The 12,585-nt window shown below is 59.2% G+C and carries 13 protein-coding genes and 1 tRNA gene; 4 read left to right on the forward strand and 10 right to left on the reverse strand.

Annotated features, from left to right (window positions below; translation table 11 throughout):
• Nucleotides 1–2 precede the first annotated feature (2 nt).
• The 6 genes from phrB to BW958_RS10605 form a co-directional block, all read right to left on the reverse strand.
• A complete protein-coding gene (phrB, locus tag BW958_RS10580) occupies nucleotides 3–1,418 on the reverse strand; it encodes a deoxyribodipyrimidine photo-lyase (RefSeq protein WP_076575701.1) in 1,416 nt (471 codons plus the stop codon).
• The gene (locus tag BW958_RS10585; RefSeq protein ID WP_076575702.1) at nucleotides 1,399–2,235 is read right to left on the reverse strand and encodes a MerR family transcriptional regulator; all 837 of its coding nucleotides are present in this window, start codon (nucleotides 2,233–2,235) and stop codon (nucleotides 1,399–1,401) included. Before BW958_RS10585 ends, phrB begins: the two co-directional genes overlap by 20 nt.
• Nucleotides 2,232–3,173: a YbgA family protein gene (locus tag BW958_RS10590; protein WP_076575703.1), complete on the reverse strand. Its 942-nt coding sequence runs from the start codon at nucleotides 3,171–3,173 to the stop codon at nucleotides 2,232–2,234. Before BW958_RS10590 ends, BW958_RS10585 begins: the two co-directional genes overlap by 4 nt.
• A 179-nt stretch (nucleotides 3,174–3,352) precedes the next feature.
• Entirely contained in the window at nucleotides 3,353–3,922 is a 570-nt protein-coding gene (locus tag BW958_RS10595) for a DUF3157 family protein (protein WP_076575704.1), read from the reverse strand.
• An 80-nt stretch (nucleotides 3,923–4,002) separates the two neighbouring features.
• Nucleotides 4,003–4,848, reverse strand: a complete 846-nt coding sequence (locus BW958_RS10600) for an adenine nucleotide alpha-hydrolase family protein (RefSeq protein WP_076575705.1) — start codon at nucleotides 4,846–4,848, stop codon at nucleotides 4,003–4,005.
• 8 nt (nucleotides 4,849–4,856) lie between these two features.
• Nucleotides 4,857–5,450: an HAD family hydrolase gene (locus BW958_RS10605; RefSeq protein ID WP_076575768.1), complete on the reverse strand. Its 594-nt coding sequence runs from the start codon at nucleotides 5,448–5,450 to the stop codon at nucleotides 4,857–4,859.
• Between the two features lie 359 nt (nucleotides 5,451–5,809).
• On the opposite strand from BW958_RS10605, the gene pheA reads away from it, so the two are divergent.
• A complete protein-coding gene (gene pheA / locus BW958_RS10610; RefSeq protein WP_076575706.1) occupies nucleotides 5,810–6,982 on the forward strand; it encodes a prephenate dehydratase in 1,173 nt (390 codons plus the stop codon).
• A 69-nt stretch (nucleotides 6,983–7,051) separates the two neighbouring features.
• Here pheA and BW958_RS10615 read toward each other — a convergent pair whose 3' ends face one another.
• The gene (locus tag BW958_RS10615; protein ID WP_076575707.1) at nucleotides 7,052–7,471 is read right to left on the reverse strand and encodes an LPP20 family lipoprotein; all 420 of its coding nucleotides are present in this window, start codon (nucleotides 7,469–7,471) and stop codon (nucleotides 7,052–7,054) included.
• 10 nt (nucleotides 7,472–7,481) lie between these two features.
• Nucleotides 7,482–8,099 carry a FlgO family outer membrane protein gene (locus BW958_RS10620; RefSeq protein WP_076575708.1) on the reverse strand — a complete coding sequence of 206 codons (618 nt, stop codon included), beginning with the start codon at nucleotides 8,097–8,099 and terminating at the stop codon, nucleotides 7,482–7,484.
• Nucleotides 8,100–8,264: 165 nt separating this feature from the next.
• On the opposite strand from BW958_RS10620, the gene BW958_RS10625 reads away from it, so the two are divergent.
• Together BW958_RS10625 and BW958_RS10630 are read left to right on the forward strand one after the other, a co-directional pair.
• Nucleotides 8,265–9,416 carry a flagella assembly protein FlgT gene (locus BW958_RS10625; protein ID WP_076575769.1) on the forward strand — a complete coding sequence of 384 codons (1,152 nt, stop codon included), beginning with the start codon at nucleotides 8,265–8,267 and terminating at the stop codon, nucleotides 9,414–9,416.
• A 52-nt stretch (nucleotides 9,417–9,468) separates the two neighbouring features.
• Nucleotides 9,469–9,545: transfer RNA gene (locus BW958_RS10630), tRNA-Arg, on the forward strand.
• A gap of 172 nt (nucleotides 9,546–9,717) precedes the next feature.
• Here the strand turns inward: BW958_RS10630 and BW958_RS10635 are convergent.
• A complete protein-coding gene (locus tag BW958_RS10635; RefSeq protein ID WP_256701975.1) occupies nucleotides 9,718–9,954 on the reverse strand; it encodes a winged helix-turn-helix transcriptional regulator in 237 nt (78 codons plus the stop codon).
• 243 nt (nucleotides 9,955–10,197) lie between these two features.
• Between BW958_RS10635 and BW958_RS10640 the strand changes: the two genes are divergently transcribed.
• Nucleotides 10,198–11,094 (forward strand): LysR family transcriptional regulator SrsR, encoded by an 897-nt coding sequence (locus BW958_RS10640; RefSeq protein ID WP_076575710.1) that lies wholly within the window; start codon nucleotides 10,198–10,200, stop codon nucleotides 11,092–11,094.
• On the opposite strand, the gene BW958_RS10645 is transcribed toward BW958_RS10640, so the two are convergent.
• Nucleotides 11,095–12,573, reverse strand: coding sequence for a succinyl-CoA:acetate CoA-transferase ScpC (locus tag BW958_RS10645; protein WP_076575711.1), 1,479 nt, complete (start codon nucleotides 12,571–12,573; stop codon nucleotides 11,095–11,097). It abuts the gene before it with no gap.
• Nucleotides 12,574–12,585: the final 12 nt, after the last annotated feature.

Raw genomic sequence — 12,585 nt, forward strand, 5'->3', positions numbered from 1 at the left:
GTTCAGGGCTCCAGTTGCTTGAACATGGCGATGGCGTATTGACGCGCCAGCGCGTGATCCACGATGGGTGCCGGGTAGTCGTGACGCCCCTTAAGGCGCAACCAGTCATGCGGCTCGTGGATATAAGCGGCCGGTACATCGGCCAGCTCAGTTACCCATGTACGGATGAAATCGCCTTGTGGATCAAACTTTTGTCCCTGCGTGGTCGGATTGAAGACCCGAAAGTAGGGGGCCGCATCGGCGCCGGTTCCCGCCGACCACTGCCAGCCGCCGTTGTTAGCCGCCAGATCGCCGTCAATCAGCCGGCTCATGAAATAGTCCTCACCCAGGCGCCAGGAGATGTGCAGATCCTTGGTCAGAAAGCTCGCCACAATCATGCGCAGCCGGTTGTGCATCCAGCCCGTCTGATTAAGACAGCGCATGGCCGCATCGACCACCGGAAAGCCGGTGCGCCCCTCACACCAGGCGCTAAATGCCTGCTCATCAAAGCGCCAGGCCAGCTGGCGGGTGTGGCGCTGAAATGGCTGGTCCATGGACAGGCGCGGCTCAAGCACCAACAGGTGGCGATAAAACTCGCGCCACACCAGTTCGTTGAGCCAGACAAAACCGGGCTGGCCGCGCTCCAGCGGCAAGGCACCCAACTGCTGATGCAGCGCCGCCAAGCACTGCCGCGGACTGAGTATGCCGGCGGCCAGATAGGCCGACAGACGCGACGTACCAGCTTGGGCTGGCAGATCGCGCAGCTCGCCATACTCGGCCAGATCGCCACTGATAAACTCACCGAGCCGCGCTTCGCCGGCCCCTTCGCTGACTGGCCAATCGGCCAGCGCCGCCGCCTCAGCCTCATTCAGAGGCGCGAGCACCAAGGGGTTCCAAGCAACCGGCTCACCCACGGCAGCAGGCGCTCGATGCAGAGAAAATCCTTCGCTCGACAGCCGCTTGGTCCAAGCCCGGCAAAACGGGGTAAACACTTTGAACGGCTCGCCTTTGCCGGTGAGGATGCTGCCGGGCGCAAACACGCAGCAGCCGGGCACAAAATGGCAGCTAATCGGCAAGGTCGCGGCGACTGCCTCATCACGGCGCCGCTCATCAATTTCAATGGCGTTGATAGCGTGTAATGCTGTGGCGCCGCGCGATATAACCAGTTGATGCAGCGCAGCTGGAATGTCGGTAAACCAGGGCACTTCAAGGAGATGTAGCCGGATCCCAAGGCGCGCCAACTCGCCCCCCAGCACATTGACCCGCTCCAGCCAGAAACGCTCACGCAGCGGCGCCATGTGGTGTTTTTGCCACTGGGCGCGGCTGATGATAAACACCGCTTCAACGGGTTCTCCGCTGTGCTTGGCCTCATGGCAGGCTCGGCGCAGCGCAGGATGATCGATAAGCCGTAGATCTTGCCTAAACCAGACCAGCTGCATCCTGCGCCTCCCGCATCCAATCGCTGAAGCTTGGCTGCACCGGCGCGGCCAGCTTCTCGTCGCCGTAGAGCCTGGTGAGCTCGCCCAGTAGCACCGTCCCCTCTGGCCACTCATGGCCAAGATCGCTGCTTGCAAGACCGGCACCGACCCGCACCAGAAGCGGCCCGGCGAACCGTGGTGCCAGCAGCTTGGCCTCGCGGGGCGTCAAGGTTGGCAGCATGGTGACGGTGAACCCTGACTGGGTGGCCTCGATGGCATCGAGCAGCAGCTCAAGCGGTGGTAGCCGCCCCCAACTGGCCAATACCAGCGGTTTGCCCTTGTCTTGCTCTATCAGCCGGCGTGAGAAGAAGGCCTCGAGCCAATAAACGGCAAAATCATGCAGCGCCTGCCCGTCGGCGCGGTTCAGGTGCAAGGTCAGGCGCGCCAGCCAAGGGGTCAGCACCTGGCGGCGCAGCAGGGGGAGCGGATAGTTGGCGGTCAGCTCGGCGAGCTGGGTCTCCAGTTTGCGCTGCGACAAGGCAAACAGCGCCTCGTCGAGCTTGTCGAGCAGCGGCTGCCAGTGATCCCCCGCTTGCGGCGTTGCATCACCCGGCGCCTCCAGTAGCTGGCGCACCTGACCAATACTCACCCCAAGCTCTAGCCAAGCCAGGATTTGGCGGATCTGCTCAATATCCTGCTCGCTATAGAGGCGATGGCCTTTCTCGGTGCGCTGCGGCTCCACCAGCCCATAACGGCGCTGCCAGGCGCGCAGGGTGACCGGGTTGATGCCGGTCAGCCGGGCAACGTCGCGAATGGGGTAGAGGGTTTCTGTGGTCATAGACTGTATCTCAGTTTGAGCGTCTCAGGATGGGGCTCAAGGTAAACCTGCTGCGCCAAGTAAGGATTGGGAAATTGGCGCAGGTAGTGGCGGATCAAGGTGAGCGGAACCAGCAGCGGCAAGAGCCCAACCCGATATTTGTGGATCACTTCGGCCAGCTCTTCGCGCTGCCCGGTGCTGAGTTGACGCTTGAAATAGCCCTGCAGGTGCTGCAGCACATTGGTGTGTCCCTTGCGATTGGCGCGCAGGGTCAAGGCCTGCATCAGGCCGCTGATATACTCCTTGGCCACCTCAGCCAGGTCGCGTCCCTTGAGGGAGCCCAAAAGTTTGCCCAGCGCGCGATAGGCCTTGGGGGCATGGGCCAGCACCAGATATTTGTAGCGCGAGTGAAAGGCAATCAGGCGCGCGGCGGTCAGTGGTGATTGGCTCAGCACCTGCCAGTCATGATAGGCAAAGACCCGGGTGACAAAATTTTCCCGCAAAATGGGATCGTTGAGCCGCCCCTCCTCTTCTACCGGCAACAGCGGATGCGCCTGCATCAAGGCCTGGGCAAACAGTCCAACGCCCTCTTTGGCCGCCCCTTGGGCACCGCCGTACACCTTGACCCGCTCCATGCCGCAGCTCGGCGATTTGGCGCAGAGGATGTAGCCAGAGATGAAGTCGAGCTCACGCACCTTCTGCTCGCTAAACGCGATGAGTTGATCGGTCACATCAAAGCTGCCGTTGCTCGCTTCGGCGCGGACCTCCCCCTGCCGTTTGACCAGCCGGATGGTCGGGCGCGGTGTACCAAGACCAATCGCCATCTCGGGGCAGACCGGGTGATATTCAAAGAATTCGGCAAGCTCGCGCTCGCAAAAAGGGGAACGCTTGTGGCCACCGTCGTAACGTACTGGAGCGCCGAGCAGGCAGGCGCTGATCCCGACTTTAATCTTGTACATGGCGAGGCTCCTTGTATAACCTTGTAGTGAGTTATAGCACTTATACAAGAAAATGAAAGTTGTATAAGTTTCTGTTTCACTCTCTACGGGTTCCAGAGCTGGGCTGGATCATGCCCTCCAAAAAAAAGACAAAAAAAAAAGCCCGCGACGATGCGCGGGCTGTTTTCACTGGCCACAGGTCAGCGGAAGTTAACCTCGTCAATCTCAACTCGCACCAAGGGTTTGCCCTGCAAGCCAGCCGGACGCGGCAGCTCGATGGTGCGCGCCGCACGAGCTTCACCCTTGCGCAGATAGGTCTCGGGCATCCGGGTTTCGGCAACCCAGAAGCGAGCGGGTTCACGCACTAACTGGCGGCCATCTTCGGCAAACAGGGTGACAAAACCGCTCACCAGAATGGCATTCTTGCTGCCTTGGTTGGTGGCCTTGAATTCCAGCGTCAAGGGATCAGCATCAGAGACCGACACCAGTTCGATGCGGATACCATCGCGCGTAGCCTGGCTCAGTAATTCTGGGTGCGCCTTGGCCTGCTCCGTCAGCACCGGCGCGGCCACCACCGCTGTGGGGGCAGATGCGGTAGCGCCGGCTTTCACAGCTACCGGCGCGACCTCGGCCGGTTTGACCACCAGATAGTCCCAGGTATGGTCATCATTGAGCTGGATCTGGGTGCCATCGGGCAAGGTTACCTGGGTAAGCGGGGCTGCCAGGGCCAGCGTCGGGGCCAACAGCAGACTGAGCATCAGCTTCTTCATTACGGGGTCACTCTGATGGAAAGCAGGAGCCGGCAGTATAAACAAGGCAATCCAGCTTGCCTACGCCACCTTTCACTCCGTTAACCGACGCCACCGACCTCGCTGCAATCATTGACCCGATGCAAATCGAGCGTGACCAGATCAAACCCGCAAGACTGCAAGGCGGCGAGCACCTCAGACTGCCGGTCAAACGCCATCGCCCGCTCGCTGTCATTGAGTCGCACCCGGCACAGGGTGGTTTCGCCATCAGAGAGATAGTGGAAAAAGACCCGGGCACTGGGCAGCCCCAGATCGGCCAGCATCTGCTCGGCCATGTCTACCCGACGCAGATTGTCGCTGTCGATGTCCCGTTCGCTGGAAAAGCGCAGGCTCAGGCAACCGGTCTCATTACTGCCCCACACCGCCAACTGGCGGTGATGAAAACCGTAGCGCAGATCGCGGGTGGTCATGCCGGCATCGGCAAAAGGCCAGAGTGTATTGGGCGGGGGCTCACCAAAGCGTTCCCGGTAGATATCCCGATCTTCCACCGAAGCCGCCACCAGCAGCGGAATGGAGGCAAGGCCGGGGTGAGCATCGCGAAAACGCACAATCCAGCGCACCGGATCCGGCGTCTGGGCGTTAAGGCCATCGTGATTGAAAAAGACCATCTCGTCGCTCTTGATGAGCACCTGATCGACTCGGTAGTGCTGACAATATTTGCGGGTGCGCGCCACGTCGCGCCTGCTACGGGTGGGATTGTCGATGGTGAAAGCCCGCACTTGCACCCCGGCCGCCCGGCACAGATCCATGGCATAGCAGGACTCCATCCTGCCGGAGAAAGAGACCAACAGCTGCGGATACTGCCCCAGCGCGTCAACAAGCTGCTGCTCGCGCTGCATAAAGGCGCGATCGCGGTCGGCATGCAGCGTCACGACCTTGTTTGGCATGATAAGGCTCAGAGCAGACCGAGCGCCGCCAGATCGCGGCGACACTGATCATGGGAGGTAAACACGATGCCACGGATGCCCACCTGCTCGGCCGCTGCAACATTCGCCGGGCTGTCGTCGATAAAGGTGCAATCCGCCGCTTTCAGATCCTGCGCCACCAGCAGGTAGCGATAGATTTCGGCCTCCGGCTTCATCATCCGCACCCGGGCGGAGACCACCTTGCCACGGAAGTATTGCCAGAACGCGCAGTGGCGCTCGAGATAATCGATGCTGGCGTGGCCCATGTTGGAGAGTGCATAAAGCGCTGCACCGCGAGCATGCAGCTCGGCTAACAACTCGACCATCTGCGGGTCTGGTACCAGAGAAGGGGGCACCGCTTCGAGCACTGCCAGAATGTCGGCGGCAGTCAGTCCGGTACGCGCTTCGGCCCGGCGCGCCATGGTATGCAATGAGAGGGTACCGCGATCGACCTCCAGCCAGTCGGGATGTTCAAATAAGGTCGCCGCCAGCTCTGCCGCCCCTTGTGGACCGCGCACGCGACTAACGATACCCACCGGATCCCAACTGACAATGACCCGTCCCAGATCAAAAATGAGCGCCATGACCATTCCCCCTGGCCGCTATGTCTGTGCTCATGATGCCGCTGCCCCTAAACAAGAGCCAGCCCTATCGAAATTCACGTATCCAGATGGCACTTTCCACTTATTTTACTTGCAACCACAGACCAAATCCCTTAATGGTTAAGGCTCTTTCGATTCAGGATCAGCATCATGCACCGCGTATTCTTCTTTGGTTTCTTCTCGTTTATCCGGCCCGATTGAGGGTGGCGCGGATCGTTCTTGTACGAGACTAAAGACGAATCGAGCCTCCCCTGCGGAGGCTCTCTTTTTATCGATAACACTAAAATGACGAACGCAGGTGACCATCTGCCACGACGGCCACCGCCAGACAGGGACACAACATGGCAACGCTTGAGCACATCAGAGAAGAGATAACCCAACTGGACACAGATCTGTTGGCCCTGCTGGCCCGCCGCAAGAGCCTCAGCATCGAGGTCGCCAAGGCCAAGCAAGCCAACCCGCGCCCGATTCGCGATCACCAGCGCGAGCAGGAGTTGCTGGTTGCCCTGATCCAGAAAGGGCGCCCGCTCGGGCTCGACGCTCACTACATCACCCGTATCTATCACACCATCATCGAAGACTCGGTGCTCTCCCAGCAGGCCTATCTGCAAGGATTGCTCAACCCGACCCAGCAAGAGCCGATGACCAGCGTGGCCTATCTGGGCCCACGCGGTTCTTATTCCAGCCTGGCTGCACGCAAGTATCTGGCGCGCTTTAAAGATCAGGTGATGGAAGTGAACTGCCACAACTTCCGCGAAGTGATCGACGCGGTCGAATCGGGTCAGGCCGCCTATGGCGTCTTGCCCATCGAGAACACCAGCTCGGGCTCGATCAACGAAGTGTATGACGTGATGCAGCACACCAATTTGTCGATCGTGGGCGAGCTGACCTACCCCATCGAGCACTGCATCCTGTCGGCGGTGCCCACTGACTTGTCGACCATCAAGGTGCTCTACGCCCATCCCCAGGTGTTCCAGCAGTGCTCCCACTATCTGGGCAAGCTGGAAGGGGTGCGCCACGAGATCTGTGACTCCTCCTCCAGCGCCATGATGAAGGTGCGCGAGCTGGCCAGCCCCGACGCCGCAGCCATCGGTAGTGCCGCAGGCGGCGAGCTATACGGTCTGGATGTGGTGGCCACCAACATGGCCAACCAGAAAGAGAACTACAGCCGCTTTATCGTGGTCGCGCGCAAACCCATCGATGTGGCGCCGCAGATCCCGGCCAAGACTACCCTGATCATGTCCACCTCCCAGCAAGCGGGTTCACTGGTCGAGGCGCTGCTGGTGCTGCGCAGCCACCACATCAACATGACCAAGCTTGAGTCGCGCCCGGTGCAGGGCAATCCGTGGGAAGAGATGTTTTATCTGGATGTGTCGGCCAACTTGCAAAGCGCCGATATGCAGGCAGCACTGATGGAGCTGACCCGCATCACCCGCCATATCAAGGTACTGGGTTGCTACCCGAGTGAAGACGTCAAACCGACCGATGTTCCGCCGGTGCTGATGGGCGAATAAACCAAACCAGCGAGGCGGGAATCATCCCGCCTCGCTGTTGTTGGACTCTTTTAAGCGACCGCTCTGCACTCAGTGGCCATACGCCAGCTGATTGATGTTGTAGAGATCGCGGGTATCGAGCTCCATCTCGGTGGCGTAGGTATTGCCGTTCGGGTAGCTGCGCACCACCCGGGCTCCGCGCACAATCCCCTCCACCGACACATCCAGCGCGTTGGAGACCTGACGCAAATCCTGATAGCGGGAGTGCGCCACCACCTGCTGACCGTTGAGCGATTCAGCCAGCTCGCGATAGGCATCCATCTTGGATGCGCGAATCGCCTGCAGCATCTTCTCGTCACGGGTCGGCCCCGGCTGGATGCTGATCACCGCATAACCCACCGCCCGGATCACCGGAAAATCATCCGGCTTCTGATTGGTGTAATCGATGATGCGATTGCCGTTGCAACCGGCCAGCAGCAGTGTCAGCAGCACGCTCCACAACAGTTTCATCATCCTCTCCTTACTGCGTCGTGACCAGGCGACCACTCGGGCCGACGATGGCGCTGCGGTAGATATAGCCACGGTTGATCGAGGCGCGGCCAAACGAGTTGTTTGCACCGGTCAGGTATTGCTGCGGCACCAGCGATTGCGCCGAGGTCTCGACCATCTTGGTACGCATGTCGATGATGCGGGCATTCACCAACACCCCCTTCTTGTTGCGGCTAAAAGTGCCGACCAGAATGCGGGCAATCGGCAGGCGCGACTCCAGATCGCGGTAGTTGCGGCTCATCACGAAATCCCCCTGCAGGGTCACCTTGATGGCGCCAGTCAGCTTGAAGTCGACCACCACCTCACCACGGCGGTTCAGCTCGTAGATAAAGCTCTCCTGGATCTGCTGCCCCATCCAGTTGGTGTCCTGCAACGTGTCGAGATCGACAAAGGAGGCCACCGCGATCGGCTCGCTCAAGGTGGAGGGCGAGCGTTTCTCCATCAGCTGATCGGCCATACGGGCCACCAGCCAGTTCAGCTCCATCCCCTGGACGGCCTGACGCGGGTCACCCACATCGCGATCGATGTGGTCAGAGGTACAGCTGATGAGGCCCAGCGCGATCAGGGCCGCAAGCATCACACGTTTCATGAAATCCATCCTGTAGAGGCGCATGCCTCGTTATCGGAATCGCCCCGAATTTCTTGAGTCCTTTACATCACACTGACAGGCACAACTTTTGCAGCCTGCGGGATAACGTCAGGATTCTGCCACCGGCATGGATCCAGTATGGTGTGTCTGACAAAGGGTTTTGCGATGAAATGTTCTCTGCTTCTGATCCTCTTGCTTGCCCTGCCGAGCCAGGCGGCCTGGTATCAAGCCAAAGGCAGCGCCGCCATCATCAATGGCGACGACGCCTATGCCCGTGAGCAGGCCACCCGCGATGCCCTGCGCCAGGCGCTACTCGACAGCGGCGCCTCGGTCTCCAGCCTGCAACAACTGGAAAATGGCAGCGTCACCCAGGATCGTTTCCAGATCCGCTCGGGCGGTGAGATCCATCAATATCAGTTACTGCGTGAAGAGGTGCGCAATAACCGCCTCTATATCACCCTGCGCGCCGACATTCGTGCCGAACGCCAGCTCTGCCCCTCCCAGCGCTACGCCAAGGATCTGACGCTGGTACGCCTGCGCCTGCGTAACCCCGAGCAAACCAGCTATGGCGGCCTTGATGACCTGCCGCCCTCGGTGTCACGCCGCCTGTTTGAGAAAATTGCCAGCCACGACCAGCAGTTTGTGGCGCGGCGCTGGATTGACGAAAACCTGCGGATCGACCCGCTCTATATGCAGCAGGGCGATCGCAACGACATGGAAGAGATCAAGGCGCTCAGTCAACGCACCGGCAGCCAGTATGTGGTGCTTGGCAGCATTGATGACGTGTCGTTAGAGCCACAGGGAAACCAGCTCACCAGCTGGCTGCAAGACCCGCTGCGCCACTTTACTATGCAGCTCTATCTGTTTGATGGCGTCAACGGCGCACTGGTCAGCCGCCACGAATATCAAGGCGGCGCACTGTGGTCGTTTGGTAAGCGCGACCGGGTCGGCACCACCAATAGCCTGTTCTGGGAGTCCGGTTACGGTCAGGAGGTCGACCATCAGCTCGATCGCGCCGTGCAGGATCTGGCCGGCGAACTGGCCTGCGCCCAGGTCACCGCCCGGGTCATCGCCCAGAACGAACGAGGCCCCCATATCAACCTGGGTCGGCGCAATGGCGTCAAACTCGGTGATCAGTTCCGTATCCAACATCGCGCCGACTTTGTCGACGCCTTTGGCGATACCCGCAGCATGCGCAATCCGGCCAGCGGCCTGTTCGAGGTGGTACAGGTGCTGGAAGATGGCGCCATCCTGCGCACCCAGAATCGTTATGAGCCACTGAACATCCAGATTGGCGACCTTGCCATATTGGAATAGGAATCAAGGCTTTAAATGCGGGCTGCATCTTGTATAATGCCGACCGCACTCCGCTCCCGTAGCTCAGTAGGATAGAGCGGTCCCCTCCTAAGGGACAGGCCACTGGTTCGACTCCAGTCGGGAGCGCCATATACAACAAGGGGTTAGCATCGTCACGGTGCTAACCCCTTGGTCGTTTTTGGCCTGGGGTACGGTAATCCCCCCATTGTTAGGAGCGCTCAAAAGTAGAGGTCATGCGGCCTGTACTAGACGCTGTGTCGGCGTGTAGCCGCCCAGCGCCATATTCGGCAGCTCTTGGTGGTTAAATACCAGATCCCAGCACTTCCCAACGTCCGCTTTTACGCGGGCCGACAAAACGGAGCTGTCCGGCCTTGACCAACACCGCGACTGCTCGCTCCACCGTACTGGTCGATTTACCTATCCGCGCCGCGACCTCTTTGAGCGTTAACGTCGGTTCTGTCGCCAGCAGTGCCAAGATTTTCTTCGCTGTCTTCACCTGCCGCTCTGCGGGTATTTCTACCCGCGTTTCTACCTTCATTTCTACCTGCAATGCTGGTGATGTTTGAATGGCTAGCGTCAGTGCATCCCTTAACGTCTCCAGCAGGAACAAGATGAACCCAGTGCAGTCACTGCTGCTGCACTGCAGTTCGCTTCGCCGCAAGTTAACTGAATCTCAAACGTTTTTTTAGGCGCCCTCACATACCACCACAGAAACGTGACTCATCTCTGGGTATTTGCATACCCAATTAGAGATATTCATGACGTCAATCGTGAGGTCGTCATGGATATCTTTGTCTCAAAAAAAATGCGCAATTTCATCTTGTTGGCGCAAACCAACAACATTGCCCGGGCGGCGGAGAAAATCCATATGACCGCCTCCCCGTTTGGCAAGAGCATTGCGGCACTGGAAGAGCAGATTGGTTATGAGCTGTTTACCCGCAAGGATAACAGCATCAGTCTCAACAAGGCGGGGCAGGAGCTGTATCAGAAGCTGTTTCCCATCTATCAGCGGTTATCGGTGATAGATAACGAGATCCACAACTCGTCGCTGGGGTCGCGCAATATCGTGATCGGCATCGACAACACCTACCCGACCATTATCTTTGATCAGCTCATCAGTCTGGGTGACAAATATGACGGGGTGACCGCGCAGGCGGTGGAGTTTAGTGAAAACGGCGTCATCGACAATCTGTTTGATCATCAGCTCGACTTTATCATCTCGCCGCAGCAGGTGTCGGCCAGAGTGCAGGGGCTGGAATACCTCGCCATCACCGAGTTACCGCCGCTGCGCCTCGGTTTTCTGGTCTCGCGCCGCTATGAAGAGCGTCAGCCGCAAGAGCTGTTGCAAGAGCTCCCCTGGTTGCAGATGCGGTTTCAAAATCGCGCCAACTTTGAATCGGTGCTGGATGCCTATATGCGTCCGTGCGGCATTAACCCCACCATTATCTATCGCCCCTACAGCTTTATGGCCAAAATCAGCGCCGTCGAGCGCGGCCAGTTTTTAACCGTGATCCCCCATTTTGCCTGGCGCTTGGTCAATCCGGCCAAGCTCAAATATTTCGATGCACCGCACACGCCGATGTATATGCAGGAGTTTCTCTATTCGCTCAAACACCACCGATATACTGCCGCGATGCTCCAGCATATTGCCGAAGATCGCGGCAGTTTGGTCGAGTGATCACCCCAGCATCGAACCGGTTTGCAGCAAGTTAAGGTGCAGGTCGAACGCATGGCTCAAATCATGGTGAATGTGCCCACCGGGCGCACTCTCCAGATAGTGATGCAGATACTCCCGATAGAGCGGGTGCGCGCAGTTTTCAATAATGCAGTGCGCCCGCTGCAGCGGTGACAACCCGCGCAGATCGGCAATGCCCTGCTCGGTGATGATCACCTTCACGCTGTGCTCGCTGTGATCCACATGGCTGCACATGGGGACGATGGTCGAGACCTTGCCACCCTTGGCAATCGAGGGAGCCATAAAGATCGAGAGGTAGGCATTGCGCTCAAAATCCCCGCTGCCGCCGATCCCGTTCATCAGGTTCACCCCGGTGACGTGTGTCGAGTTGGCATGACCGTAGATATCAAACTCCAGCCCGACGTTGAGGGCGATCACCCCAAGGCGGCGGATAATTTCCGGGTTGTTCGAGATCTCCTGCGGCCTTAACACGATGCGGCTCGCAAAGTAATCCATGTTGTCATAGATCTTTTTGAGCGAATCGGCCGACACGGTCAGGCTTGAGGCGCTGGCCCCGGAAACCTTGCCGGTCTCCAGCAGATGCACCACCGACTCCTGCAGCACCTCCGAGTACATCATAAAGGCGGGAATATCCGGGTTTTCACCAAGGCGCGCCATCACGGCATTATTGATGTTGCCCACCCCGCTTTGCAGGGGCAGAAATTCCCGTGGAATGCGGCCATGGGCCATCTCGTTGAGCAAGAAGGTCACCACGTTGTCGGCAATCTGCTGACAGATGGGGCTCTCCTTGTCGAGCGCATTACCGGCATCGGGCAGCTCGGTATCCACCACCGCCACAATCTTGTGCGGATCGACCTGCACAAACTGGCTGCCAACGCGATCCATGGCGTGGAAGATGGGCACACTGTTGCGCCGTGGTGGCGCCCCCGGCAGCATGATATCGGCCAGCTCGGCCACCCGCGGATTGTGGTAGTGGTTGAGCTCGATAATCACCTTCTTGGCACGCATCAGCCAGGTCGGTGCGTTACCGATACCGCTTGAGAGCCACACCCGTCCGTCGGCGGCGATGGCTGAGGCTTCAATCACCGCCACATCAATCTCGCCGAAGAAGCCGTAGTTGACCATCTGCGCCACTTCGCTCAAGTGCAGATCGACAAAGTTCACCTGCCCCTGATTGATCTTCTCCCGCAATCCCGACGCTGTCTGATACGGGGCGCGCCAGGCCACCGCATCGGCCTCTGACAGCGCATCGTCAGCGGCAGCGCTGATCGATGCGCCGGTCAGCAGGCGGATCTGGAAGGGGAGATTGTCCTGATGCAGCATTTTGGCGCGTTTGGCGATCGCCGCCGGCAGCGCCTTGGGCGAACCGGCCGGCGTAAAACCACTGAACGCCACCATGTCGTTATGTCCAATCAGCTCGGCGGCGTCATCCGCACTGAGCCGGGTCCAGGGATCTTTCATCATGACCTCCTT

It is taken from the genome of Aeromonas sp. RU39B (assembly GCF_900156095.1).
In the GTDB taxonomy this organism is placed as follows: Bacteria; Pseudomonadota; Gammaproteobacteria; order Enterobacterales; family Aeromonadaceae; genus Aeromonas.

What these genes read in the sequence shown, in the direction of transcription:
- phrB (WP_076575701.1), bottom strand. Translation starts at nt 1,418, where the DNA reads ATGCAGCTGGTCTGGTTTAGGCAAGATCTACGGCTTATCGATCATCCT.
- BW958_RS10585 (WP_076575702.1), bottom strand. Translation starts at nt 2,235, where the DNA reads ATGACCACAGAAACCCTCTACCCCATTCGCGACGTTGCCCGGCTGACC.
- BW958_RS10590 (WP_076575703.1), bottom strand. Translation starts at nt 3,173, where the DNA reads ATGTACAAGATTAAAGTCGGGATCAGCGCCTGCCTGCTCGGCGCTCCA.
- BW958_RS10595 (WP_076575704.1), bottom strand. Translation starts at nt 3,922, where the DNA reads ATGAAGAAGCTGATGCTCAGTCTGCTGTTGGCCCCGACGCTGGCCCTG.
- BW958_RS10600 (WP_076575705.1), bottom strand. Translation starts at nt 4,848, where the DNA reads ATGCCAAACAAGGTCGTGACGCTGCATGCCGACCGCGATCGCGCCTTT.
- BW958_RS10605 (WP_076575768.1), bottom strand. Translation starts at nt 5,450, where the DNA reads ATGGCGCTCATTTTTGATCTGGGACGGGTCATTGTCAGTTGGGATCCG.
- pheA (WP_076575706.1), top strand. Translation starts at nt 5,810, where the DNA reads ATGGCAACGCTTGAGCACATCAGAGAAGAGATAACCCAACTGGACACA.
- BW958_RS10615 (WP_076575707.1), bottom strand. Translation starts at nt 7,471, where the DNA reads ATGAAACTGTTGTGGAGCGTGCTGCTGACACTGCTGCTGGCCGGTTGC.
- BW958_RS10620 (WP_076575708.1), bottom strand. Translation starts at nt 8,099, where the DNA reads ATGAAACGTGTGATGCTTGCGGCCCTGATCGCGCTGGGCCTCATCAGC.
- BW958_RS10625 (WP_076575769.1), top strand. Translation starts at nt 8,265, where the DNA reads ATGAAATGTTCTCTGCTTCTGATCCTCTTGCTTGCCCTGCCGAGCCAG.
- BW958_RS10635 (WP_256701975.1), bottom strand. Translation starts at nt 9,954, where the DNA reads ATGAAGGTAGAAACGCGGGTAGAAATACCCGCAGAGCGGCAGGTGAAG.
- BW958_RS10640 (WP_076575710.1), top strand. Translation starts at nt 10,198, where the DNA reads ATGGATATCTTTGTCTCAAAAAAAATGCGCAATTTCATCTTGTTGGCG.
- BW958_RS10645 (WP_076575711.1), bottom strand. Translation starts at nt 12,573, where the DNA reads ATGAAAGATCCCTGGACCCGGCTCAGTGCGGATGACGCCGCCGAGCTG.